The sequence below is a fragment of the Mesorhizobium sp. M0410 genome, from assembly GCF_040321435.1.
Classification (GTDB): Bacteria; Pseudomonadota; Alphaproteobacteria; order Rhizobiales; family Rhizobiaceae; genus Mesorhizobium.
In genome coordinates, this window is sequence record NZ_JAMYRN010000001.1 from 170522 (window position 1) to 193454 (window position 22933).

Genomic DNA, 22933 nt, shown 5'->3' on the forward strand with positions numbered 1-22933 from the left:
CACAGGAGCAAGGCGATGAACGGTTCAGCCGGTCGCAATTCCGAAACACGCGCCATCGTCACCGGCGGCGCGCAAGGCATCGGCTTCGCCGTGGCCGAAGCGCTGGCCGACGAGGGTTGCCGGGCGTTGGCGCTGATCGGCCGCTCGCAGGAGAAGGGCGACAAGGCTGTCGCCGTTCTCAAGCGGGCAGGCGTCGATGCCATCTTCATCAGCGCCGACGTCTCAAAAGTGGCCGACTGCAAGCGTGCCGTCGAGATGGCGATTGGCCATTTCGGTACCGTCAACGCACTGGTCAACGCCGCTGCCACCTCGGCTCGCGGCTCGCTGGTCGAGACCTCCGAGGATCTCTTCGACCAGATATTCCAGACCAATGTCCGCGGCCCGTTTTTCCTGATGCAGGGCGTGGTGGCGCATTTGCTGGCGCGCAAGGCACCGGGCTCGATCGTCAACGTGCTGTCGATGTCGGCGCATTGCGGCCAGTCGTTCCTGGCACCCTATTCGTCGAGCAAGGGTGCGCTGGCGACACTGACCAAGAATGTCGCCAATGCCTATCGCGGCAATCGCATCCGCTGCAATGCGGTGCTGCCCGGCTGGATGGACACCGAGGGCGAAGCGATCGTGCAGAAAAAATGGCACGACGCGCCGGACGACTGGCTGGAACGGGCCGAGGCCGCGCAGCCGATGGGTCAATTGGTGAAACCGGCACAGCTTGCCAGGTTGATCAGCTATATGATCAGCCCGCAGTCCGGCGTCATGACCGGATCGCTGGTCGACTACGACCAGAGCATCGCGGGGGCGTCGCCGGAGTAAGGCCAGCTGAGTGGCCCTGCGTCTGTTGCGTCGGCATCGCCATTCCCGCATAGTCAACGTAGTCGGACTAGTCACGGGATTAAGATGCCGCCTGCACCTAAGAATACCAATTGGACGGTCGCCGGGGCAAAAGCCCGGCTCTCAGAGGTCATCGAGCGCGCGCAGTCGGCGCCGCAGACGATCACCAGAAACGGCAAACCGATCGTGGTTGTCGTCTCGGCCGAGGAATGGCAGCGCAAGACCGCACGCAAGGGTACGCTTGCGGAGTTCCTGTTGGACTCCCCGCTGCGCGGCGCCGATCTCAACCTTGGGCGTCAGCGTGACGAACCGCTGGGGCGGCAAGAGCACGTCTGATGCATCCCTATTGGATCAAGGTAAGCGGCCACCTCGGGGTTGGCGTCACCGCGCAATCGAAAGCCGACGCGCTACAACTCTTTTCGCTTGCCTTTGGGTCTGCCGAGAATGTTGTCGGCATCGAGATCATCAAGGACATGAATGATCTTGACCAGAATCACGTCATACCCAATCTGGGCGTGGCCAACTGGTTTCGGCGTGGCATCTGGTTTCCCCAAGGCCAGGAGCACATTTCAAACTGAGACACTGCTTCGCCTCATCACCCACGTGACAAGCGCCCCGGCATCGATTATATGAACCGCATGATCAACCTGACCGCCACCTATTGGTACTTTAGCAGCTCGCTGGCGGCGGGAGGATTGCGCTCGATCTGAAGATTGCAGCATCAAAAATCCGAACAGCCGCCAGACCTGGCGGCTTTTTTGTTTGCCGGCAGGTCTCCTAAAGCATGATCCCGAAAAGTGGCATCCGGTTTTCGGAAAAGATCATGCTCCAACAGACAGGAGCAGAAAGCCGTGTTGACGACCACAGACGATCTTCGGGTCAAAGAGATAAGGGAATTGAGCGCGCCGGACGAGGTGATGCGGGAGATACCGCGCACGCTGACGGCGACGCGCACCGTTGCCGCATCACGCAACGCGATCCACGCCGTGCTGACCGGCGCCGACGACCGGCTGGTGGTTGTCGTCGGCCCCTGTTCGATCCACGACCCGGCCGCTGCCGTAGACTATGCCAGTCGTCTGGCGACGCTGCGCGAAAGCCTGTCGGACCGGCTGGAGATCGTCATGCGGGTGTATTTCGAGAAGCCGCGCACGACGGTCGGTTGGAAAGGCCTGATCAACGATCCCGATCTCGACGGCAGCTTCAACATCGACAAGGGGTTGCGGATGGCCCGCAACGTGCTCTCCGCGGTCAACAATCTCGGCCTTCCGGCGGCCACCGAATTCCTCGACATGGCCACCCCGCAATATATTGCCGACCTCGTCGCCTGGGGAGCGATCGGCGCGCGCACGACCGAGAGCCAGATCCATCGCGAACTGGCGTCAGGCCTGTCCTGCCCGGTCGGCTTCAAGAACGGCACCGACGGCAATTTGCGGATCGCCGCCGAAGCCGTGAAATCCGCCGCCCAGCCGCATCATTTCATGGCGGTGACGAAAGGTGGGCGCAGCGCCATCGCTACGACCACCGGCAACGAGGACTGCCACGTCATCCTGCGCGGCGGTATTGTGCCTAATTATGACGCGGCCAGCATTGCTGCTGCCTGCGCGGAACTCGGCCGGATCGGCGTGGCGCCGCGGCTGATGATCGATGTCAGCCACGCCAACAGCAGCAAGAAGCCGGAAAACCAGCCAGGGGTGGCAGCCGAGGTGGCGGGCCAGGTCGCGGCGGGCGACGAGCGCATCATCGGCGTTATGATCGAGAGCAACCTTGTCGCCGGCCGGCAGGATGTCGTGCCCGGCAGGCCGCTCGTCTATGGCCAGAGCATCACCGATGGCTGCATCGACTGGGCAACCACCGAGACGGTGCTTTACGGCCTTGCCGACGCGGTCGAGCGGCGCCGGTCGGTGCGCCGCGCCATGATATCAAGCCGTCCGGGAGCCGCCTGACCCGGCCGGCGCCGCTGCCATGGACGTTGCGCCCTTCGGGCGCGGAATTCACGCCGCCTTCAAGCCTTCCCAGACGGTGAGCGCCGAAACCGCAACGAGAAGCAGTCCGGCCGCCCGGCCGGCAAGAGCGGTTGCCCTTGGATTGGCGACCAGCAGATCGCGGCTGCGACCGGCGGTAATTGCGAGTCCGCCATAGACAGCGAACTGCGTGGCGATCGTCATGAGCCCCATGATGATCGCCTGCATCCAGATCGGGCCGTAATCCGGCCTCAGAAACTGCGGATAGACGGCAAGAACAAAGAGATAGGCCTTTGGATTGATCAGGCAGGTCATGATCCCCTGGCGAAAGGCCTTCCATGCGGAGCGGCTGGCGGCAGGGCCGTCATGGCTGACGGTGATGGAGCTGCGCATCAGCGTGATGCCGATAAAGGCCATGTAGGCGGCGCCGGCAATCAGCAGCGGATTGAAGAGGATCGGCAAGAAATGCATGAGCAGGCCGACGCCGAGCGCGCCGTTCAGCGTATGCACCACGCCGCCCAGCATGATGCCGCCGGTCGCCGCAAGCCCTCTGCTGCTGCCGCCGGTCAGCGCATTGGCAAGCACGAAAAGCATGTCCATGCCGGGCACGATGATGATGCCGACAAGGAGGAGAAAAAAGAGCCAGAGGTTTGCCGCGTAGTCCATGTCAGTTGCCTGTCGCCTCATGCAGGCGAGCTGCAGAGGAACTTGTTGATTTTCAATCCGATAGGCGATCCTATAGGTCAGTCCAACTGACGAGGTGTTGTCAGTTGCCTTCGGGCCGAGTGAGGGAATGCGCAAGGCGTCGCGTCTGTTCGAGATCATCCAGATCCTGCGGCTGGCGAGGAGACCGGTGACGGCGGCAATGATCGCCGAGCGGCTGGAGGTGACGGTGCGCTCGGTCTATCGTGACATTGCCGCGCTGCAGGCGATGCGCGTGCCGATCGAGGGCGGGCGCGGCATCGGCTACATACTGCGTCCTGGCTTCGACTTGCCGCCGTTGATGTTTTCGATCGAGGAGATGGAGGCGATCGTACTGTCTCTCGCGCTGCTCGAACGCACGGGCGACAGCGAGCTCAAGCAGGCGGCCAAGCGCGTCAGCGCCAAGATCGCCGGCGCGGTGCCGCCGCCTTTGCGCCAAACGCTCGACGCCAATCAGTTGCATGCATGGGGTTTTGCCGCGCCATCGGCCTCCGCGGTCGATCTGGCGTTGGTGCGCCGTGCCATCCGCGACGAGGCCAAGCTGGACCTTTCCTACCGCGACGAACTGGGCCGAGCCACCGACCGCATCATCTGTCCGATCGCCCTCATCTACTACTCCGAAACCGCCAACATCGTTGCCTGGTGCGAGCTGCGCCAGGCAATCCGCAATTTCCGCAGCGACCGGATCGAGGATTGCCAGGCGACGGGACTATGGTTCAAGGGTGAAGGCGACGGTTTGCGGCAGGTCTGGGTGAACGGGTGGGAAACGGACACCTCAGCCGCAGGCGGCTGAAGCGGCCACTGTGAAGCGGATGCCGGGGGAGGGGCTATCTCACGTCCTCCCAGCGGCTCTCACTGAACGACCTGGCCATCGCGTGCACAGTGCGCTCGATCTCCAGGCCTTCGTCGAAGTCGATGATGCGCGCCGGCTTGCCGGCCAGCCGCGTCAAAAGTTCCCTGCATTCGATGATCTTGAGGTCGTTGAAGCCAAGCCCGTGGCCGGGTGCCGGCAGGAAGGCGTCGTAGGGCTTGTGGTGCGGCGCTACCAGGATGGTGCGATAGCCTTGCTCGGTCGGCCGGTCGGCTGTCAGATAGAGCTGGAACTCATTCATCCGCTCCTGATCGTACAGGATCGAGCCCTTCGAGCCAAAAATCTGGATGGCGATCCGGCCTTTGCGGCCCCAGGCCGAACGGTTGACGAGCAGCGTGCCGGCGATGCCGTTTTCGAGATGCATCAGGATACTGGCGATGTCGTAGGTTTCGACCGCGCGGCGCCCGCCAGAGGCGACGCGGCGTTCGGCATAGGGTTTGGCCATGTCGCACATGACGCGGGCAACGCGGCCGAACAGCACGGCGATGAGCGAAAGCGGATGCACGGCGAAATCGTCGAGCGCGCCGTAACCGGACGCCGCCTCGTGCTTCCAGAAGAACAGCGCCTCCGGATCGGCCATGAAGTCCTCGTCCATCTCGATGCGCAGATGGTTGACCTCGCCGATGATCTTCTCGTCGAGCAGCGCGCCGATATGGCGGATTGCGGGGTTCTGGATGTAGTTATAGCCGAGCGCGGCGACTTTGCCGGACTTTTGGGCTGCCGCAGCCATTGCTTGCGCCTCCGCAAAACTCGGCGCCATCGGTTTTTCACACCACAGATGCTTCCCGGCTTCGAGGATGGCGATGGCCATTTCCGGGTGGAACTGGTTCGGCGTGGTCAGCGAGATCACATCGACGTCGGGATCGTCGACCACCGCGCGCCAGTCACCGGAGGCCTTGGCGAAGCCGAATTCGCTGGCACGGCGTTTTGCAAGGTCCTCGTTGACCTCGCCCAGATGAACCAGCCTTGGCTTATCCACATCGGGAAAAACGGTGCCGACCGCGTTCCAGGCAATGGCGTGGCACTTGCCCATGAAGCCCGTGCCGATAAGACCTACCCCGACCATCCGCTTGCCTCCCTGTGTGTGTGCAAAGTTTGTGTGGATGAATTAGTCCATTTTGTCTGCAGATGGAACGCTTGTCTCATTTTTTATGGTGTTCTTGCACAGGCCCGCTATGATGGGGCACAGAGGGAACCAGACGATGAGCCTGGGCGGAGCGACGATGGACGAACGGGTGCCGCGCGATTTCGAGACGCTGCGGGCGACGATCCTGGAGCGGCGCCAGAGCCTGCCGAAACGTATCGCCCAGATCGCCGCCTATGCGCTCGACAACCCAGACGATATCGCCTTCGGCACCGCCGCCAGCATCGCCGCTTCCGCCGGTGTCCAGCCTTCGACGCTGATCCGCTTTGCCCAGCAGCTTGGTTTTGATGGTTTCACCAGCCTGCAGTTGGTGTTTCGCGAGCGTCTGCGCGAGCGCAACTCGTCCTATGATGAAAGGCTGGCGGCATTGCGCGCCAAGGCCGAGGAAGGCGCCGGCCACCGCGCGATTTTCGACGGTTTTGTTGCCGCAGCCAGCACCTCGCTCAACGACATTTCGCGCACGCTGAATGAAGACCATTTCGAAGATGCGATCGCCTTGCTGGCCAAGGCCGAAACCATTTACGTGCTGGCCAAGCGGCGCTCCTACCCGGTCGCCTCCTACATCGCCTACGCATTGGGCAAGCTCAAGATCCGCAACCAGCTGATCGAATCGGCCGCCGGCCTCAATGCGGAGATGATCGGCTTTGCCTCTCCAAGGGACGCCGTCATCGCCATAAGCTTTTCACCCTATGCCCCGGCCACCATCGAGGAGGCGCGCGTCATTTCGGAACAAGGCGTGCCGATCGTGGCGATTACCGACTCCTCCTTTTCGCCGCTCGCCCAGTTCGCCAGGGTCTGGTTCGAGGTCGCCGAGGCCGATTTCGCCGGCTTCCGCTCGCTGTCGGCGACGATGGCCTTGGCCATGGCGCTGACTGTCGCGGTCGGCGAGAAGCGGCGCGATAGCGGAAAGAAGCGCAAGCCTTAGAGCACCTCTATTGCCGTTTCGCCTCCTGCCAAAAGCCGCGCTGCGTCGCGGGCAGGCGGCGATCCGAACTGGCGGGCATACTCCCGGCTGAACTGGGAAGCACTCTCATAGCCGACAGCGAAGGCGACACGCGCCACGTTGCCCGGCTGGGCAATCAGCAGATGGCGGGCTTCCAGCAAGCGGATTTGCTTTTGATACTGGATTGGGCTCAAGGCCGTCGCCGCCTTGAAGTGACGATAGAACGCAGCACTACTCATATGGGCGATTTCGGCCAGATCCCCGACCCGGACCGGCTGATGGGGATGCGAGCGGATCCAGGCGATCGCCTGGCCAATCCGGGACAGATGGCCGTCGGCGCGCGCAAGTTCACGAAGCTTTTCGCCTTGCGGGCCTTGCAGGAGCCGAAACAGCATCTCCCGCTCGAGCATGGCCGCAAGCACGGGAATCTCCGCTGGCCGGTCAAGCAGCCGCAGCATTCGACGCAACGCGTCGAGCAGGTCGTCATCAACGGGAGAGGTGGAGAACCTGTCGCCGCCGAGGACCGGCCCGTGCTCAACGAGGAGCGCGGCGACAGCCTGCAGGTCAAGGGTCAAGCCAATGGCCAGATAAGGACGTGCCGCGCTCGCTTCGACTATCTGACCTGATGCTGGGCGTCTCGACAGTGTAGATGAAATAGCTGGCTGGGTCGTAACGAAGAGCCCGGTCGCCGATCAGAACCGTCTTCGCGCCCTGCACTACGAATAAGACCCCCGACCCCCACACACCCGGCAATGGCGCCGTCGCGACTTCGCTGCGGCCGATCGAAACGCCGGGAATCGCCGTTCTTATTCTTCGCCCGCGCGCATGGCGGCCGGCGATTTCGATCAACTCCTGCAGCGCCTCGCTCATTGCGCCAGCATCGCGCATTCGCACCGGCCGCGCAACAGCGTGAGAGGATTAGGCAAGAGCTGGAGAGTTTCCGGCGCGCGGCGCCCGCTGCCTCGCGCCATTTGTGGGTCTTCGACAGCAAACATGGAGACACGATATGACGACATCGAAAACTGCGCTGGTGACCGGCGCCAACAAGGGTATAGGCCGTGAAATCGCCCGGCGAATGGCGACCATGGGCTTCAAGGTCTGGCTCGGAGCCAGGAGCGCCGAACGCGGCATGGCGGCGGCGCAGGCATTGCGTGCCGAAGGCCACGACGTAGAGTGGCTTGAGCTGGACGTCACGCGGGATGACAGTGTGAAGGCGGCAGCCGAGGCGTTCGGGCAGGCCAGCCCCCGCCTTGACGTGCTGGTGAACAACGCCGGCGTCGCCATCAACTACGACCTGCCGCCGAGCCAGCAGCGGATCGCCGATATCCAGGCCACCTACGACGTCAATGTCTTCGGCCCGATCCGCGTGACCCAGGCATTCCTGCCGCTGTTGCTGGCAGCACCTGCTGCCCGGATCGTGATGGTGAGCAGCTCCACCGGCTCCATCGGCCGGGCGCTGGATCCCGCCACCGCGAACCACGCCGTCAATATGATGGGCTACGGCAGCTCCAAGACGGCGTTAAACGCCATCACGGTGGCCTTCGCCAGGGAGCTCGCACCGCAAGGCATCAAGGTCAACGCCGCCGCGCCCGGCTACACTGCCACCGATCTCAACGGCTATAAAGGTCACCGCACGGTGCAGCAGGCGGCCGAGATCGTCATTCACCTGGCGACCTTGGACGCCGATGGCCCGACCGCCGGGTACTTCAACGATGATGGCCCACTTCCTTGGTAAATCAGCTGGTCTCAGTGGTAGACACTTGACGTTCGTCTGACTTCAAAGTTTCTGAACGCGCGAGCCTTGCACAGCACTTTTCAGCTTGGGAATGCTCGTTCCATATTGACTATGGATTGGAATTATTATTTCATATTGCTGGCGCCACGCTGCCGCTCGCGCGTGTTACCCAAGACAACAAAGCCGATGGGAGGTTCGAATGGGCGAGGCCGTGGAAGCGAAATATTCGCCGCTCGACATCATCACGATCGGCCGCGCTTCCGTCGATCTCTACGGCCAGCAGATCGGCTCGCGCCTTGAGGACATTACTTCCTTCGCCAAGTCGGTCGGCGGCTGTCCGGCCAATATCGCAGTCGGCACTGCCAGACTAGGCCTGCGTTCGGCGCTGCTCACCCGCGTCGGCAATGAGCAGATGGGCCGCTTCATCCGCGAGCAGCTGACCCGCGAGGGCGTTTCGGTCCAAGGCCTCAAGGCCGATCCGGAGCGGCTGACCGCCCTGGTGCTGCTGTCGGTCGAGGATGAAGGCGTCTCGCCGATGATCTTCTATCGCAGCGATTGCGCCGACATGGCACTTTCGGAAGACGACATCGATGAGGCGTTTATCGCTTCGGCACGCGCGGTCGTCGTCACCGGCACGCATTTTTCACGACCCAACAGCGACGCCGCCCAGCGCAAGGCGATCCGTGTCATGAAAGCCAAAGGCGGCAAGGTGGTGTTCGACATCGACTACCGCCCCAACCTCTGGGGTCTCGCCGGCCACGCCGAAGGTTTCGAGCGCTATGTGAAATCCGACCGCGTCTCGGCGCGGCTGAAGACGGTGCTGCCCGACTGCGATCTCATCGTCGGCACCGAAGAGGAAATCATGATCGCGTCGGGCGCAGACGATTGCCTGAGCGCGCTGAAAACCATCCGATCGCTGTCGGCGGCAACCATCGTGCTGAAGCGCGGCGCCATGGGCTGCATTGTCTATGACGGGCCGATCAGCGACGATCTCGAGGACGGTATCGTCGGCAAGGGGTTTCCTATCGAGGTCTACAATGTGCTTGGCGCCGGCGACGCCTTCATGTCGGGCTTCCTGCGCGGCTGGCTCGGCGAGGAAAGCCTGGCGACGGCGGCGACCTGGGCCAATGCCTGCGGGGCAGTTGCCGTGTCGCGGCTCCTCTGCGCACCTGAATACCCGACTTTCGAGGAATTGCAGTTCTTCCTGAAAAACGGCAGCAAGCACCTGGCGCTGCGCAAGGACGAGGCGATCAACCACATCCATTGGGCGACCACGCGCCGGCGCGACATCCCCTCGCTGATGGCGTTCGCCTGCGACCACCGCGTCCAGCTGGAGGACGTCGCGGCAAAAGCCGGCGCCGATCCGTCGCGGATCCCGGCTTTCAAGGTGCTGACCGTCAAGGCTGCGGCCAAAGTCGCGGCCGGCCGCGCCGGCTATGGCATGCTGCTCGACGAAAAATACGGACGCGAGGCGATGTTCGAATTCGCCCACCATTCCTTCACCTGGCTCGGCCGGCCGGTCGAGTTGCCGGGTTCGCGGCCGCTTCGCTTCGAGTTCTCGCAAGACATTGGTTCGCAACTGACCGAATGGCCGGTCGACCACTGCATCAAGTGCCTGTGCTTCTATCATCCCGATGATCCGGCGGAGCTGAAGACCGAACAGCAGCAGAAACTGCGCGCTTTGTTCGAGGCCGCGCGGAAAGTGGGCCGAGAGCTCCTGGTCGAGATCATCGCCGGCAAGCACGGCAAGCTCGACGACATGACCATCCCGCGCGCGCTCGAGGAACTCTACGCACTCGGCATCAAGCCCGATTGGTGGAAGCTCGAACCGCAGGCATCGCACGGCGCATGGGCAAAGATCGAGGCGGTGATCCTGAAAAACGATCCGTGGTGCCGCGGGATTGTGCTGCTCGGTTTGGAAGCGCCGCAGGACGAGCTGGAAGCGGCCTTTGCCGCCACCGCCAAGGCGCCCGTCGTCAAGGGCTTTGCCGTCGGCCGCACCATCTTCATCAACGCGGCCGAACAATGGCTTGCCGGCAAGATGTCGGACGATGAAGCGGTTGCCGACATGGCATCTCGCTTCGAGAGACTGACCGAGGCGTGGCTTGCCGCGCGCGGCCGCAAAGCAGCATAAGAAGGCGCGGCATAAGGACTGCGGAGGAACCGACATGACCAAGACAATCCGCCTGACGATGGCGCAGGCTCTGACCCGCTTTCTTGCTCGACAGATGACCGAGATGGACGGGGGGAAGGTGCCGATCTTTGGCGGCGTCTGGGCGATCTTCGGCCACGGCAATGTCGCCGGCGTCGGTGAGGCGCTGTACCAGGTTCGCGACGAGCTGCCGACCTTCCGTGCCCATAACGAGCAGGCAATGGCGCATGCGGCTATCGCCTATGCCAAAGCCAATTTCCGCCGCCGCTTCATGGCTGCGACCAGTTCGATCGGCCCCGGCGCGCTCAACATGGTGACCGCTGCGGCGCTTGCGCATGTAAACAGGTTGCCTGTCCTGTTTCTGCCCGGCGACGTCTTTGCCAATCGCATTCCCGACCCTGTCCTGCAGCAGGCCGAGGATTTCTCCGACGGCACGGCGACCGTCAATGACTGCCTCCGGCCGGTGTCGCGCTATTTCGACCGCATCACCCGGCCGGAGCAGATCATGCCGGCGCTCAACCGCGCCATGCAGGTGCTGACCGATCCCGCCGAGTGCGGCCCGGTGACGCTGGCGCTGTGCCAGGACGTGCAGGCAGAAGCGTATAACTACCCCGAGAGCTTCTTTGCCGAACGAATCTGGCATCAGCGGCGACCGCGTCCGGATCGCCAGGAGTTGGCCGCCGCGGTGGCAGCACTTAAAGCGGCGAAGAAGCCATTGGTGATTGCCGGCGGCGGCGTACTCTATTCGCAGGCCTCGGGTGAACTGGCCAGACTGGTGCAGGACGCCGGCGTTCCGGTCTGCGAGACGCAAGGCGGCAAATCCTCGCTGCCCGACGATCATCCGCTGAACATGGCGGCGGTCGGCGTCACCGGCACTTCGGCGGCCAACAGGCTGGCCGAAGAGGCCGACGTCGTGCTTGCCGTCGGCACCAGGCTGCAGGACTTCACCACCGGCTCCTGGGCACTGTTCAAGAATGCCGGCAGGACCATGATCGGGCTCAACGTCCAGCCCTTCGACGCCGGAAAGCACCAGGCGCTGCCGCTGGTCGCCGATGCGGCGGAAGGGCTCGCCGAACTCGGCGAGGCGCTGAAGGGCTGGAAGGCGCCTGCCGCCTGGACCGACAATGCGATCAAGGGCAAAAAGGAATGGCAGGCGGAGGCGGGCAAGGTGACTGCGTCAACCAATGCCGCCTATCCGTCCGACGCGCAGGTGATCGGCGCCGTACAGCGCGCCATGGGCTCCGGCGTGGTACTGCTCCATGCCGCCGGCGGCTTGCCCGGCGAGTTGCACAAGCTCTGGCAGGCGGGTGCGTCCGGCTCCTACCACGCAGAATACGGGTTCTCGACAATGGGCTATGAAATCGCCGGCGGACTCGGCGTCAAGATGGCCAAGCCGGACGAGGAGGTAGTCGTGATGATCGGCGACGGCTCCTACCTGATGCTCAACTCCGAGATCGCGACCTCTGTGATGCTCGGCCTCAAGCTGACCATCGTGCTGCTCGACAACCGCGGCTATGGCTGCATCAACCGGCTGCAGATGGCGACCGGCGGCGCCAACTTCAACAATCTGCTGAAGGACGCCCGTCACGAAACCTTGCCCGAGATCGACTTCGCCGCGCATGCTGCGAGCATGGGTGCGATTGCCGAAAAAGTGCCATCGATCGCCGGGCTGGAAACGGCGCTGGCGCAAGCGAAGAAGAACACGCGAACGACCGTGCTGGTCATCGACACCGACCCGCTGGTTTCGACCGAGGCTGGTGGAAGCTGGTGGGATGTCGCAGTGCCGGAAGTCTCGGCACGGCCGCAAGTGAATGCGGCGCGCAAGAAATACGAGGAAGCGCTGAGCGGGCGGGTTCTTTGAACCATCCGCGAACGCGCCTCGAAATGTCCGAAACTGGAGTGACGACTTGAAAGCCAAACTGGGCATGTCCCCCATTGCATGGTGGAACGACGATCTTGCCGAACTCAGCGATGATGTGTCGCTGGAGGAGTGCCTGCGCCAGTCGCGCTCGGCTGGCTTTACCGGCATGGAAATGGGCCGCCGCTTTCCCAACGATCCGCAAGTCATGCTGCCGATCCTGAAAGAGGCCGACGTGACGCTTTGCGGCGGCTGGTTCTCGGGGACGCTGGTCGATGAAGACATGGCGAAAAACAAGGATCGTATCCAGCCGATGATCGACCTGTTCAAGGCGGTGAATGCGCCCTGCATCGTCTATGGCGAAGTCGGCCGCTCCATCCAGGGCGACCGCTCGAAACCCCTCGCCAGCAAGCCCAGGCTTTCGGACGATGAGATGAAAGCCTACGCGAAGCAGGTCACGCAGTTCGGCGAATGGTGTGCCGAGCAAGGCATGCCGCTCTCCTATCACCATCACATGGCGGCGGTGGTCGAGACCGAGCCAGACCTCGATGCCTTCATGCGCTATTCGGGAGAAGGCATTCCATTGCTGCTCGACGCGGGTCACCTGGCGTTTGCTGGGGGCGATGTGCTGCGCGCTATTGATAACCACCACCGGCGCATCAACCACGTGCATGTGAAAGACGTGCGCATGGAGGTGATCAACAAGCTGGATCGTAGCAGGCAATCCTTTCTCGATGCGGTGGCGCTTGGTGCCTTCACCGTGCCGGGAGATGGCTCGCTGGACTTTGGCGCCATCGTCCAGAGGCTCGCCGACCATGGCTATGAAGGCTGGTTCGTGGTCGAGGCCGAGCAGGATCCGAAGAAGAACCCGCCGCTCAAGATGGCGCAGGTCGGCTACAAGGAATTGATGCGGGTGATGACAGCGGCCGGCTATACGGTGGAGACACAAGGCTTTCCCAATGCTTGAGGCTCGCGAGGAAGGGCTGATCCGATGCCGGGGGTGATCCGATGAAAGACTCCGAGCACCCGTTTTTCCGGCCGCTGTGGCGGCGCGTTGCCGTTGTCGCGGTCTGCCTGGTCTGGTCGGTGATCGAATTCGCCACCGGCACGCCGTTCTGGGGCGTGATCGCGCTCGGCTTCGCCGGCTATGCCGTCTGGCAATTCTTCTATCTCTACAAGCCGGCTGACGAGGACAAGCCATCGGCGGACGCCAAACCGAAGGAATGACCATGTCTAAGCTGCTCATCAAAGCCAATAAGGGCCACGGCCGCGTCGCTCATGTGACGCCGCAAAACGCCGGCTGGACCTATGTCGGCTTCGATCTGCATCGGCTCAGACCCGGCGAGAGCGCTTCCGGGCAAACCGCGGATCGTGAGGTCTGCCTGGTGTTCGTCACCGGCAAGGGCAAGGCCAAAGCCGGCGGCAAGGATCTCGGCCTGCTGGGCGAACGCATGTCGCCGTTCGAAGGCAAGCCTTGGTCGGTCTATGTGCCGCAGGGGTCGGAGTGGTCGGTGAGCGCCGATACCGATCTCGAACTTGCCGTCTGCTCGGCGCCAGGACTGGGCGGCGGTCTGCCGGTCCGTGTCATCGGACCTGACAATCTCGGCCAGGAGGTTCGCGGCAAAGGCACCAACACGCGCTATGTCACCAACATCCTGCCGGAAGGCAAGCCGGCCGATTCCTTGCTGGTGGTCGAGGTGATCACACCCGGCGGTCACACATCGAGCTATCCGCCGCACAAGCACGACCAGGACAATCTGCCGGCTGAATCCTATCTCGAGGAAACCTATTACCACCGCCTCAACCCGCCGCAGGGCTTTGCTTTCCAGCGCGTCTACACTGACGCCGACCAGAGCGGTGCTCGTTCGCTCGACGAGGCGATGGCTATTGAGGACGGCGACGTCGTGCTGGTGCCCAGGGGTTATCACCCCTGCGCAGCCTGCCACGGCTATGATCTCTATTATCTCAACGTCATGGCCGGACCGAAGCGGACGTGGAAATTCCACAACGCGCCCGAACACGAATGGCTGATGAAGGCCTGACCACTTCCCCTTCGCCCCAACCGCTGGTCCAAGCGAAAAATCGTCGGCTAATGACCCGGCTGTGTGGTTTTGTTACCGAAAACGCCGCAAAGCTTCGTCAATTCGTCATGGAAATCACCTATGGCAGCGGGCTGACGAGGACTTTCGATGCGCTACGCGATCTATTTCACCCCCCGACAGGACGAACCGCTGGCACGGACCGCCGCCAACTGGCTCGGCCGCGACCCATTCGGTGCCGCCACAAAGCCGGTCGAGGCAGTAGGCGAGTTGTCGGCGGCAGAAGTTGCCTTCCATACCGCTTCGGCGCGCCGCTATGGCTTTCATGCGACGCTGAAGGCGCCCTTTCGACTGGCCTCCAATGAGACGGAAACCTCGCTTCGCGCGGCACTCGACGATTTTGCCGAGGCGACGCCGGTGGTTACGATCCCGCGCCTAGTCGTCAGCCAGATCGACGGCTTCTTCGCGCTGGTGCCGGAAGCACCGCTGCCGTCGCTCAACCGCTTCGCCGATGATGTGGTGCGCGACTTCGACCGCTTTCGCGCGCCGTTGACGGAAGCCGAGATCGAACGGCGCAGCCCCGATTCGCTGAAGCCCGACGAGTTCCGCAATCTCTGCCAATGGGGTTATCCCTACGTGTTCGAGACATTTCGCTTCCATATGACGCTGTCCGGCCGGGTCTCGTCACAGGAAAGCCCTCGTCTTCGCTTAGCAATCGACAGCCTGTTTGCGGGCGTGCTGCAAAGGCCGGTGCCGGTGGACGCGCTGACGCTGTTTGTGGAAACTGAACCTGGCGCGCCGTTCATGGTGCTGTCCCATCACGCGCTCGGGCGCCGCCCGGCCAGAAGAACTGCCTAATGACTATTTGCTCTAACCGCGTTTGTGCGACGCCATTTGGTTCCAGTTGGCTGCAAAATCCTGCAAGGACTGCTTGAAATGACCGCCGAGACTGTTCTTGACAACGCCCGGATCGTGCTCGCCGACCAGATCGTCCAAGGGTCGATCGTGCTGCGCGACGGCATGATCGCCGCCATCGATGCCGGACGCGGCCGCAGCGGCGAGGACATGGGCGGCGACTTCATCATCCCTGGCCTGGTCGAACTCCACACCGATCATCTCGAAGGCCATTACGCGCCACGGCCGAAAGTGCGCTGGAACCCGATCGCCGCGGTGCTCGCCCATGACGCGCAGGTGGCGACCGCCGGCATCACCACCGTGCTCGACGCCTTGCGCGTCGGCATGGACGAGGATGCGGACCTGACGGCTGCCGACATACGCAAACTGGCCGACGCGATCGAGGACAGTGTCCAGCAGGACCGGCTCAGGGCCGACCATTTCATCCATCTGCGCTGCGAGGTTTCGGCGCCGGACTGCCTTCCAGCCTTCGCCAATTTCGACGGTGACGAGCGGGTCAGGCTGGCGTCGCTGATGGACCATGCGCCGGGACAGCGGCAATTCGTCGATCTCGAGACCTACGCCTACTACTATCAGCGCAAGCTGAAGCTTACGGATCGCGATTTCCAGAAATTCTGCGAAAAGCGGATGGCTGAATCGGCGAGGAACTCGAGCCCGAACCGCAGCTTCATCGCCGCGGCTTGTCATGAGCGCGGCATCGTGCTCGCCAGCCATGACGACGCGACCGTCGGCCATGTCGACGAAGCGATCGAGCAAGGTGTGCGCGTCGCCGAGTTCCCGACCACCGAGGAGGCAGCAAGGGCTTCGAAAAAGGCAGGGCTCGGCGTATTGATGGGCGCGCCGAACGTCATGCGCGGCGCTTCGCATTCGGGCAATGTCTCGGCCCGCACGCTGGCCGGCGACGGCCTGCTCGATATACTGTCATCGGACTACATTCCGTTCAGCCTGATCCAGTCGGCCTTCTTCCTCGGCGACGTGGTCGAAGGTATCTCGCTGCCGCAGGCTGTGGCCATGGTTTCGAAGAACCCGGCCGAGGCGGTCGGCCTCACCGATCGCGGTGTCATCGAGCCCGGCCGGCGCGCCGATCTGGTTCGCGTGCGCGTCGACGACCATGTCCCGGTCGTCCGCACGGTCTGGCGGCAGGGACGCCGGGTCGCATGATGGTGTCGGCATCGGTCGAGCGTGAATTGTCCGCCGCGGGATTTCCGATCCGCGACGGTGTCTTCGTCGCCGTCGTCGGGCCGAGCGGTGCCGGCAAGGACACGGTGATCGGCTATGCGCGCGCGGTGTTTGCCGACGAGAGCCGGCTGGAGTTCGTGCGCCGGGTGATCACCCGGCCGAGCGATGCGGCCACCGAGGATCACGATACGCTTGCCGATGCTGCCTTCGTCGAGGCCGAAGCGGATGGCGCCTTCGCCATTTCCTGGGAGGCGCATGGCCTGCGCTACGGCATCCCGGCCGAAGTCGACTGGTCGGTCTCCAACGGCCGTGTCGCGATCGCCAACGTCTCGCGCGCGATCATCCCGGCGCTGCGGGAGCGTTACGCCAATCTGGCTGTCGTCGAGATCACGGCTGCACCGGATATCCTGGCCGAGCGGCTGGCATTGCGCGGTCGCGAGTCGCGCGGCGAAGTGCTGGCACGGCTGGCGCGCGGTGCCAATGTGGCGCTGTCCGGACCGGGTGTCACCTCGATCGACAATAGCGGTCTTCGTGAAGCGGCCGGCGAGCGCTTCGCCGAGGTGCTGCGCAAGGCCATGGCCTTCTCCGACATGTCAGGCCTTATCTAAAGGAGCGCCCATCCGATGCATTCGGTATGGGCGCTACTTGTCTAACCGATATCTTTTTGGAAGCCGGGATCCCTTTTCGGAATTATGGCGTCATGCGGCGTGCCGGTCCCGACCAGCGTGACGAGTATCGGTGGCAGTGGTTGTCGAAGGCTTCGCTGGCGCATCCGCTGGTGTATCCAGAACTGCAACGTGATGGCGATACACCATTTCCCACCCCTTCCAGCCGGTGAACAGCAGTATGCAGACCACTATGAACGACAAGAGCACACCCCATGGGCGGACCGCGGCTTCGGCGCCTTGGGCATAGCGAAGATAAAAATTGATCAGTGCCACAACGACCGCGGTCAGGTTGCCCAGCATGTGATACCAGGCGTCCGACAAGGCGCGAATGCGTGGCTCGTTGAGGAAGTCGATAAAACCGGCTGTCGCGGCGAGAAGGGCCATTACGATGGCTGCCCCGATCAGCCACATCGATGCCCGTGCCCAGAAAGCATCGGCAGTTCCCCAGAAAACCAGGTCGGTGACAAAGGCACCGACAAGAAACGCGACAGGAAAAGGTATCAGCATCGGGTGGAGGGGATGAGTTCCGACCTTTGCGGTACTTACTGGATTCGTGGGCATGGGACGCCTCCGCATAGCAAAGCTTAAATAAACGCTTCGATACGGGTTTCGTTCCAAATGGAGATTAATCTGAACTGCTGTCGCGAAGCTCAGGCCGACCTTGTGATGCCTGCCAATGGCAGTCGGCGCATTTCATCCAGCTATTTTTGCGTCATTCCGCGGCAGCACCCGCCACGCCCTTACGGGTAGCTTCCAGCATCCGCCGCCGCGCCCTGAACACGCCCCATTGCTGGTCGACCAGCACGCCGATGAGGATCACCCCGCCCATGACGGCGAAGTTGAGCGAGGACGGGATGCCGAGCAGGTTGACGAGGTTCTGCAGCTCCTGCAGCAGCACCGTGCCGAGCAGGACGCCGATCAGCGAGCCTTCGCCGCCGCGCAGCGAGAAGCCGCCGAGCACCGCTGCCGCGATGGCGTAGAGTTCGTAGAACTGGCCGTGGCTCGCCGGCGAGATCGAGCGTGTGTACATGGCGAAATAGATAGCCGACAGCGCCGTCAGCACGCCGCAGATGACATAGGCGGCTATGACGATGCGGCCGGTGCGGATGCCGGAATATTTTGCCGCTTCCTCGTTCTTGCCGATGGCGTAGAGATAGCGCCCGAATACCGAACGGTGCAGCACCACCCACATGACGACGGCGATGACGATCAGCGCGATGAAACTGTTCGGCACGCCCCAGGACCGCCCCGCCGTCAGGAATTCGAGTTCCGGGAAGTTCTGCCCAAAGGCAAAGCCGGCGGTGCCGTCGGCAGTGTAGAAGCGCGCCACGCCGCGATAGATCAGCAGACCGCAGAGGGTGACGACAAACGGCTGCAACTTCAGCCGGGTGATCAGCCAGCCATGCATCAGGCCGATGATGGCGCCGAGCGCGATGATCAGCACGAAGGCCAGCGGCCACTCCATCTCCCGCACGGCGATGAAATCGATGAAAAGCGTACCGAGCAGCGCAACCACCGAGCCGACCGACAATTCGATGCCGCCGGTGATGATGACGAAGGCTTGGCCAATCGACAGGATGCCGAACAGCCCGATCAGGTTCGAGGTGTTGGCGAGATTGATCGGCAGCAGGAAGCGCGGGTTGATGATCGCCACCACCGCGCCGACCACCAGGATCAGGATCAGCAGGCCGAGATCTTTCTTGCTCATCGTCTTCTCCCAACGCCTGCGAATTACTTCGGCTGCTTGCCGACCGCCAGCAGCAGCACGTTTTCCTGGCTGAACCGATTCTTGTCGAGAATGCCCGAGATCTGGCCCTCATGCATGACGGCAATGCGGTCGGAAACGCCGATCACCTCCTCCATGTCGCTGGAGATCATCAGCACGGCGACTCCGGCATCGGCCAGCGCCCGCATCAGCCCGTAGATCTCGGCCTTGGCGCCTATATCGATACCGCGCGTCGGCTCATCGAGGATCATCACCTTCGGCTTCATCGCCAGCCATTTGGCCAGCACGACCTTTTGCTGGTTGCCGCCCGACAGCGTGCCGGTGCGCGTCTGCACGGAGGGCGCCCTGATGCCGAGATCGGTCTTCTGTTTTTCGGCGGTGGCGGCCTCGGCGCTGGCCGAGACCAGCGAGCGCCGCGAATGCGCCGGCAGATTGGGCAGCGAGATGTTCTGGGCAATCGACAGGTCGAGCAGGATGCCAGTCAGCTTGCGGTCTTCCGGGACGAGGAAAACACCGTTGGCCACTGCGTCGGCGGCCGAACCAAGAACCAGATCTTTTGCGTCAAGCTGGAACGAGCCGCCAAAGCTCCTATCGATTCCGAACAGCACGCGCGCCAGTTCCGTCCGGCCGGAGCCGACGAGACCGGCCAGGCCGAGGATCTCGCCATGCCTGACGTCGAGGTCGACGGGCCGGTCAGGATAGGCGACGGTGCGAATGGCCTTGACCGACAGCGCGACAGAGCCAGGCGGGCGCGCCGATTCTGCGGCCTTCTCGCGCTCCTTGAGCATGCGGCCGATCATCAGCTTGACCATCTGGTCGTGATTGATGGCGCTCTTTGGCAAAGTGCCGGCGAGCATGCCGTCCCTGAGCACGACGACGCGGTCGGCGACGCGCTCGACCTCGTGAAGGCGGTGCGAGATGAAAATGACACCGATGCCGTCTGCCTTCAGCGCCTTGATGACACCGAGGAGCTTGTCGGTTTCGGCGATCGGCAGGCTGGACGTCGGTTCGTCGAGGATAACCAACCGTGCCTTGATCGACAGCGCCTTGGCGATCTCGACCATTTGCTGCTGCGCCAGCGACAGCGCCGACACCGGCGTATCGGCCGAGAAATTGGCGCCCACGCGTTTGAGCAGCGGCGCCGCCTGCGCTCGCAGCCTGGCGCGGTCGACGAGCTTGAGCGGCCCGGCGCGCAGCGGTTCGCGGCCGAAGAAGATATTGGCGGCCACGTCGAGGTTTTCGAACAGGTTGAGTTCCTGGTGGACGAAAGCGATGCCCGAGCCGATGCTGGCCTCGACAGTCAGCCCGTCATGGGCGACGCCATCGACGGTGATGGTGCCGGTGTCCGGCCTGGTCACGCCACCGAGGATCTTCATCAGCGTCGATTTGCCGGCGCCGTTTTCGCCGACCAGGCCGATGACCTCGCCCGGCCTGACCTCCATCGAGAATCCGTCCAGCGCGACGACGCCGGGATAGGTCTTGCGCACACCGTCGAGGCTCAGGAACGGAGCGTCCGCAGATGCAACGATGGATGGGTCGGAATAATTCATCACGCCTGACAGCAGCCGGTGAGCCGTTTGGTCTCAGACTGACGAGCCTCGCGAGGCCCGTCAATAGAACGCCGGCTCAAGGCGAACCTTGAGCCGGCGCAACCTAATTCGCTCAGTTTCCAGACATCGCCTTGAGGCTGGCGGCGTAGGCGTCGACATCGTCCTTGCCGATGATCTTGGTCGGGATGATGATCAGGCCATCGGCGGGAATGCCCGACTTGTCGCCCTCGAGATAGGCAGCCATCAGCTTCATGCCCTGATAGGCCCATTCGAAGGGCTGCTGCACGACGGTGGCGGCGACGGTGCCTTCCTTGACGCCGCCCAGCGTGATCGGATCGTCGTCGAAGCCGACGACGGTGATCTGGCCGAGCTTGCCGGCATCGCGCAGCGCTTCATAGATGCGCGGCGTGTTGTAGGAATAGAAGCCGACCATGCAGGTGACGTCGGGGCTGGCGACCAGCGCGTCCTCGACGTTCTTCTTGGCGCGAGCCTGGTCGATGTCGTCGCCACGCACGTCGACCAATTCGATCTTGGTGCCGGCGAGACCTTCCTTCATGCCCTGGATGCGCTCCTTGGCGTTGTCGGCGCCGAGCAGGCCGACGAAGCCGAGGCACTTGCCGCCGTCAGGCATTGCCTTCTTGGCGATCTCTGCCGCCTGCTTGCCGGCATCGACATTGGACGAGCCGATATAGGCGACACGCTTGGTCTGCGGCGCGTCGCTGTCGGTGGTGAACAACGCCGTTTCCGAGGCGATCTTGTTCAGCCCGTCGGTCGACGTCTTGGGATCGACGGCCGAGACCATGATCGCCTTCACGCCGGCCGTCACCAGATCGTCCATCAGGCGCTGCTGGATGGCGACCGAGGACTGCTCCGGATATTTGAGTTCCAGTTTGTAGTTGGGCAGTTCGCCTTGAGCCTTCTTGACGCCGGCTTCCGCCGCCTTCCAGAAATCGGAAGCGCCGTTGACGACGAAGGCCAGTGTCGGCTTGTCGTCGGCCCGCGCAATTGCGCTGGCGGACAGGCCGAGCAGCAGGGCCGCAGCGGCGACGGACGCATTTCGTATCACAGATTTCATATTCAACCTCCCATTTTGACTCAGTAATTTTCGCTGATGATGAACGTGCCGGCGCGGCTTGGACGCCCTCCTCCTCAAGGGTTTCCGGCAGCGAAGAACGACGCCATTCCAGCCGCGATCGTCGACTTTAGAGACTCATTCGCCGTTCGTAAATAGTCCGATTTGTCTGACATTTCCCGGAGCGGCAGGCAAGCTTCGGCTGACGGGAACCGTCCGATACCAGGCTGGCTTGCGTTCCGAACATGCGCGGTCCGAGGTCGTCCGGGCATGATGGATTGACGTTATAGTGATGCCGGATATTAGTAAAGAGTATTAGTTTGGTCGAGATTCTCGCACAAAGGAGAGAGGCCTCCCCAGTCGCAACCGTTTGAACCGGGGACTACATCGCCTAAGAGGTCGATTATATCTATTAGTAGCGCTTCGCCCTATAAATGCGAGATTCGAGGGACCAATGACATGAACGAACCACTGCGTGATCCCGTCCTTGAGGGTACCAGGCGGCGCAAGCCGTCCGGGAAAAACCCCAAGGGCCGCGTTACCATGACCGACATCGCCAGGGTCGCCGGCTGTTCGCAGGCGACGGTTTCGTTCGTGCTCAACAACACGCCGGGCATCAGGCTGTCGCAGCAAACCCGAGAGCGGGTGATCGAGACGGCGCGAGCACTGGGCTATTCGCCGCCGGTGTTTTCTGCCTTGCGAGCCCCGGTTGCCGCATTCGACGGGCTGGATGGCGTGATCGGCTTCGCCGTCGACCAGTTGGCGACCAGCCCGGAGGCGGTCGTCGCCATTGAAGGGGCGCGGCAAGCCTCGTGGAACGCCGGCAATGTAGTGTTGGTGGCGCAGACCATGGGCGACGAGGTGATGGAGGCCCGGGCCACCGCGGCACTGACCAAGCGGGGCATTTCGGCGCTGATCTACATGACCATCTTCACCCGCGAGATCGTCGCGCCGGACTATCTCTACGGCCTCGACATTCCGGTCATCCTGCTCAACTGCTACACCGCCGACTATGCCTTTCCCGCCGTGGTGCCGAGCGAGATCGCCGGCGGCCAGAGCTCGACCCGGCACCTGATCAGCTATGGCCATCGCCGTATCGCCACCATCACCGGCGAGCCCTGGATGCAGGCGGCTCAGGACCGGCTGAAAGGTTACCGCCGGGCGCTGGCGACGGCCGACATCCCGTTCGACCCGGAGCTGGTCGTCGAAGGCGATTGGTCAGCGAGCGCCGGCTATGCCGCGACCGTCAGGCTCTTGGCGCTGAAGGACCGGCCGACCGCCATCTTCTGCCAGAACGACCGTACCGCGATCGGCTGCTACGAGGCGCTGAAGGAGGCCGGCCTGCACATCCCCGGAGATATTTCGGTGGTCGGCTATGACGACGAGGAGATCGCGCGGCATCTGTTCCCGCCGCTGACGACGTCGATCCTGCCGCATATGGCGATGGGACAATGGGCGATCGAGCAGTTGGAAGTCCCCGCTGCTCCCGGTCGCGGCCGGAGCCGCTATCCCGTAACCAAGCTCGAATGCCCGCTGGTCGAGCGGGAGTCGGTTGGCGCCGTGGCGGGCTGAGGCGAGCGCGCCGGCGAT

At 63.1% G+C, this 22933-nt stretch carries 24 protein-coding genes; 16 read left to right on the forward strand and 8 right to left on the reverse strand.

The window, feature by feature from the left end; translation table 11 throughout:
- The first annotated feature begins 15 nt into the window (after positions 1-15).
- The 4 genes from NKI63_RS00830 to NKI63_RS00845 all read left to right on the forward strand — a co-directional run bounded on the left by NKI63_RS00830 (position 16) and on the right by NKI63_RS00845 (position 2771).
- Positions 16-810: an SDR family oxidoreductase gene (locus NKI63_RS00830; protein ID WP_352686502.1), complete on the forward strand. Its 795-nt coding sequence runs from the start codon at positions 16-18 to the stop codon at positions 808-810.
- 84 nt (positions 811-894) lie between these two features.
- Positions 895-1164, forward strand: coding sequence for a type II toxin-antitoxin system Phd/YefM family antitoxin (locus NKI63_RS00835; protein WP_352686499.1), 270 nt, complete (start codon positions 895-897; stop codon positions 1162-1164).
- On the forward strand, positions 1164-1406 hold the full coding sequence (locus NKI63_RS00840) for a hypothetical protein (RefSeq protein WP_352686496.1): 243 nt from the start codon (positions 1164-1166) through the stop codon (positions 1404-1406). Before NKI63_RS00835 ends, NKI63_RS00840 begins: the two co-directional genes overlap by 1 nt.
- 273 nt (positions 1407-1679) lie before the next feature.
- A complete protein-coding gene (locus NKI63_RS00845; RefSeq protein WP_352686493.1) occupies positions 1680-2771 on the forward strand; it encodes a 3-deoxy-7-phosphoheptulonate synthase in 1092 nt (363 codons plus the stop codon).
- Positions 2772-2819: 48 nt separating this feature from the next.
- Here NKI63_RS00845 and NKI63_RS00850 read toward each other — a convergent pair whose 3' ends face one another.
- On the reverse strand, positions 2820-3455 hold the full coding sequence (locus tag NKI63_RS00850) for a LysE family translocator (protein ID WP_352736745.1): 636 nt from the start codon (positions 3453-3455) through the stop codon (positions 2820-2822).
- Between the two features lie 127 nt (positions 3456-3582).
- On the opposite strand from NKI63_RS00850, the gene NKI63_RS00855 reads away from it, so the two are divergent.
- Positions 3583-4284: a helix-turn-helix transcriptional regulator gene (locus NKI63_RS00855; protein ID WP_352686487.1), complete on the forward strand. Its 702-nt coding sequence runs from the start codon at positions 3583-3585 to the stop codon at positions 4282-4284.
- 34 nt (positions 4285-4318) lie between these two features.
- Here NKI63_RS00855 and NKI63_RS00860 read toward each other — a convergent pair whose 3' ends face one another.
- The gene (locus tag NKI63_RS00860) at positions 4319-5428 is read right to left on the reverse strand and encodes a Gfo/Idh/MocA family protein (RefSeq protein WP_352505990.1); all 1110 of its coding nucleotides are present in this window, start codon (positions 5426-5428) and stop codon (positions 4319-4321) included.
- A 157-nt stretch (positions 5429-5585) separates the two neighbouring features.
- Between NKI63_RS00860 and NKI63_RS00865 the strand changes: the two genes are divergently transcribed.
- Positions 5586-6431: a MurR/RpiR family transcriptional regulator gene (locus NKI63_RS00865; RefSeq protein ID WP_352506061.1), complete on the forward strand. Its 846-nt coding sequence runs from the start codon at positions 5586-5588 to the stop codon at positions 6429-6431.
- On the opposite strand, the gene NKI63_RS00870 is transcribed toward NKI63_RS00865, so the two are convergent.
- A complete protein-coding gene (locus tag NKI63_RS00870; RefSeq protein ID WP_352820201.1) occupies positions 6428-7024 on the reverse strand; it encodes a helix-turn-helix domain-containing protein in 597 nt (198 codons plus the stop codon). The two genes, NKI63_RS00865 and NKI63_RS00870, sit on opposite strands and share 4 nt — an antisense overlap.
- Entirely contained in the window at positions 7014-7319 is a 306-nt protein-coding gene (locus tag NKI63_RS00875) for an AraC family transcriptional regulator (RefSeq protein WP_352820203.1), read from the reverse strand. The genes NKI63_RS00870 and NKI63_RS00875 overlap by 11 nt, the downstream gene beginning before the upstream one ends.
- 136 nt (positions 7320-7455) lie before the next feature.
- Between NKI63_RS00875 and NKI63_RS00880 the strand changes: the two genes are divergently transcribed.
- From NKI63_RS00880 to phnN, 9 genes are all read left to right on the forward strand, one after another.
- The gene (locus NKI63_RS00880) at positions 7456-8184 is read left to right on the forward strand and encodes an SDR family oxidoreductase (protein WP_352505992.1); all 729 of its coding nucleotides are present in this window, start codon (positions 7456-7458) and stop codon (positions 8182-8184) included.
- A gap of 199 nt (positions 8185-8383) precedes the next feature.
- Positions 8384-10318 carry a bifunctional 5-dehydro-2-deoxygluconokinase/5-dehydro-2-deoxyphosphogluconate aldolase gene (locus tag NKI63_RS00885; protein ID WP_352505993.1) on the forward strand — a complete coding sequence of 645 codons (1935 nt, stop codon included), beginning with the start codon at positions 8384-8386 and terminating at the stop codon, positions 10316-10318.
- A gap of 34 nt (positions 10319-10352) precedes the next feature.
- Positions 10353-12197 (forward strand): 3D-(3,5/4)-trihydroxycyclohexane-1,2-dione acylhydrolase (decyclizing), encoded by a 1845-nt coding sequence (gene iolD, locus NKI63_RS00890; RefSeq protein ID WP_352505994.1) that lies wholly within the window; start codon positions 10353-10355, stop codon positions 12195-12197.
- A gap of 46 nt (positions 12198-12243) precedes the next feature.
- Positions 12244-13161 (forward strand): myo-inosose-2 dehydratase, encoded by a 918-nt coding sequence (gene iolE, locus NKI63_RS00895; protein ID WP_352505995.1) that lies wholly within the window; start codon positions 12244-12246, stop codon positions 13159-13161.
- A gap of 41 nt (positions 13162-13202) precedes the next feature.
- Positions 13203-13421 (forward strand): DUF3329 domain-containing protein, encoded by a 219-nt coding sequence (locus NKI63_RS00900; protein ID WP_254815905.1) that lies wholly within the window; start codon positions 13203-13205, stop codon positions 13419-13421.
- A gap of 2 nt (positions 13422-13423) precedes the next feature.
- Complete coding sequence (gene iolB, locus NKI63_RS00905) at positions 13424-14236, forward strand: 5-deoxy-glucuronate isomerase (protein ID WP_352820206.1); 813 nt, start codon at positions 13424-13426, stop codon at positions 14234-14236.
- A 147-nt stretch (positions 14237-14383) separates the two neighbouring features.
- Entirely contained in the window at positions 14384-15091 is a 708-nt protein-coding gene (locus NKI63_RS00910) for a DUF1045 domain-containing protein (RefSeq protein WP_352505997.1), read from the forward strand.
- A 78-nt stretch (positions 15092-15169) separates the two neighbouring features.
- Positions 15170-16309: an alpha-D-ribose 1-methylphosphonate 5-triphosphate diphosphatase gene (locus NKI63_RS00915; RefSeq protein WP_352820208.1), complete on the forward strand. Its 1140-nt coding sequence runs from the start codon at positions 15170-15172 to the stop codon at positions 16307-16309.
- Positions 16306-16935, forward strand: coding sequence for a phosphonate metabolism protein/1,5-bisphosphokinase (PRPP-forming) PhnN (gene phnN / locus NKI63_RS00920; protein WP_352820210.1), 630 nt, complete (start codon positions 16306-16308; stop codon positions 16933-16935). Before NKI63_RS00915 ends, phnN begins: the two co-directional genes overlap by 4 nt.
- A gap of 90 nt (positions 16936-17025) precedes the next feature.
- Here the strand turns inward: phnN and NKI63_RS00925 are convergent, their stop codons facing one another.
- The 4 genes from NKI63_RS00925 to NKI63_RS00940 form a co-directional block, all read right to left on the reverse strand.
- Complete coding sequence (locus NKI63_RS00925; protein WP_352453004.1) at positions 17026-17556, reverse strand: DUF2231 domain-containing protein; 531 nt, start codon at positions 17554-17556, stop codon at positions 17026-17028.
- A 151-nt stretch (positions 17557-17707) separates the two neighbouring features.
- Positions 17708-18703 carry an ABC transporter permease gene (locus NKI63_RS00930; RefSeq protein ID WP_254815901.1) on the reverse strand — a complete coding sequence of 332 codons (996 nt, stop codon included), beginning with the start codon at positions 18701-18703 and terminating at the stop codon, positions 17708-17710.
- A 23-nt stretch (positions 18704-18726) separates the two neighbouring features.
- Entirely contained in the window at positions 18727-20271 is a 1545-nt protein-coding gene (locus NKI63_RS00935; protein WP_352820211.1) for a sugar ABC transporter ATP-binding protein, read from the reverse strand.
- Between the two features lie 112 nt (positions 20272-20383).
- On the reverse strand, positions 20384-21346 hold the full coding sequence (locus tag NKI63_RS00940) for a sugar-binding protein (RefSeq protein ID WP_352820213.1): 963 nt from the start codon (positions 21344-21346) through the stop codon (positions 20384-20386).
- Positions 21347-21886: 540 nt separating this feature from the next.
- On the opposite strand from NKI63_RS00940, the gene NKI63_RS00945 reads away from it, so the two are divergent.
- Complete coding sequence (locus tag NKI63_RS00945) at positions 21887-22915, forward strand: LacI family DNA-binding transcriptional regulator (protein WP_502900439.1); 1029 nt, start codon at positions 21887-21889, stop codon at positions 22913-22915.
- The last annotated feature ends 18 nt before the right edge of the window (positions 22916-22933 follow it).

Excerpts from the sequence above, each read along its gene's own strand:
- NKI63_RS00830 (WP_352686502.1), top strand. The coding sequence starts at position 16 with ATGAACGGTTCAGCCGGTCGCAATTCCGAAACACGCGCCATCGTCACC.
- NKI63_RS00835 (WP_352686499.1), top strand. The coding sequence starts at position 895 with ATGCCGCCTGCACCTAAGAATACCAATTGGACGGTCGCCGGGGCAAAA.
- NKI63_RS00840 (WP_352686496.1), top strand. The coding sequence starts at position 1,164 with ATGCATCCCTATTGGATCAAGGTAAGCGGCCACCTCGGGGTTGGCGTC.
- NKI63_RS00850 (WP_352736745.1), bottom strand. The coding sequence starts at position 3,455 with ATGGACTACGCGGCAAACCTCTGGCTCTTTTTTCTCCTCCTTGTCGGC.
- NKI63_RS00855 (WP_352686487.1), top strand. The coding sequence starts at position 3,583 with ATGCGCAAGGCGTCGCGTCTGTTCGAGATCATCCAGATCCTGCGGCTG.
- NKI63_RS00860 (WP_352505990.1), bottom strand. The coding sequence starts at position 5,428 with ATGGTCGGGGTAGGTCTTATCGGCACGGGCTTCATGGGCAAGTGCCAC.
- NKI63_RS00865 (WP_352506061.1), top strand. The coding sequence starts at position 5,586 with ATGGACGAACGGGTGCCGCGCGATTTCGAGACGCTGCGGGCGACGATC.
- NKI63_RS00875 (WP_352820203.1), bottom strand. The coding sequence starts at position 7,319 with ATGAGCGAGGCGCTGCAGGAGTTGATCGAAATCGCCGGCCGCCATGCG.
- NKI63_RS00880 (WP_352505992.1), top strand. The coding sequence starts at position 7,456 with ATGACGACATCGAAAACTGCGCTGGTGACCGGCGCCAACAAGGGTATA.
- NKI63_RS00885 (WP_352505993.1), top strand. The coding sequence starts at position 8,384 with ATGGGCGAGGCCGTGGAAGCGAAATATTCGCCGCTCGACATCATCACG.
- iolD (WP_352505994.1), top strand. The coding sequence starts at position 10,353 with ATGACCAAGACAATCCGCCTGACGATGGCGCAGGCTCTGACCCGCTTT.
- NKI63_RS00900 (WP_254815905.1), top strand. The coding sequence starts at position 13,203 with ATGAAAGACTCCGAGCACCCGTTTTTCCGGCCGCTGTGGCGGCGCGTT.
- iolB (WP_352820206.1), top strand. The coding sequence starts at position 13,424 with ATGTCTAAGCTGCTCATCAAAGCCAATAAGGGCCACGGCCGCGTCGCT.
- NKI63_RS00910 (WP_352505997.1), top strand. The coding sequence starts at position 14,384 with ATGCGCTACGCGATCTATTTCACCCCCCGACAGGACGAACCGCTGGCA.
- NKI63_RS00915 (WP_352820208.1), top strand. The coding sequence starts at position 15,170 with ATGACCGCCGAGACTGTTCTTGACAACGCCCGGATCGTGCTCGCCGAC.
- phnN (WP_352820210.1), top strand. The coding sequence starts at position 16,306 with ATGATGGTGTCGGCATCGGTCGAGCGTGAATTGTCCGCCGCGGGATTT.
- NKI63_RS00925 (WP_352453004.1), bottom strand. The coding sequence starts at position 17,556 with ATGCCCACGAATCCAGTAAGTACCGCAAAGGTCGGAACTCATCCCCTC.
- NKI63_RS00930 (WP_254815901.1), bottom strand. The coding sequence starts at position 18,703 with ATGAGCAAGAAAGATCTCGGCCTGCTGATCCTGATCCTGGTGGTCGGC.
- NKI63_RS00935 (WP_352820211.1), bottom strand. The coding sequence starts at position 20,271 with ATGAATTATTCCGACCCATCCATCGTTGCATCTGCGGACGCTCCGTTC.
- NKI63_RS00940 (WP_352820213.1), bottom strand. The coding sequence starts at position 21,346 with ATGAAATCTGTGATACGAAATGCGTCCGTCGCCGCTGCGGCCCTGCTG.
- NKI63_RS00945 (WP_502900439.1), top strand. The coding sequence starts at position 21,887 with ATGACCGACATCGCCAGGGTCGCCGGCTGTTCGCAGGCGACGGTTTCG.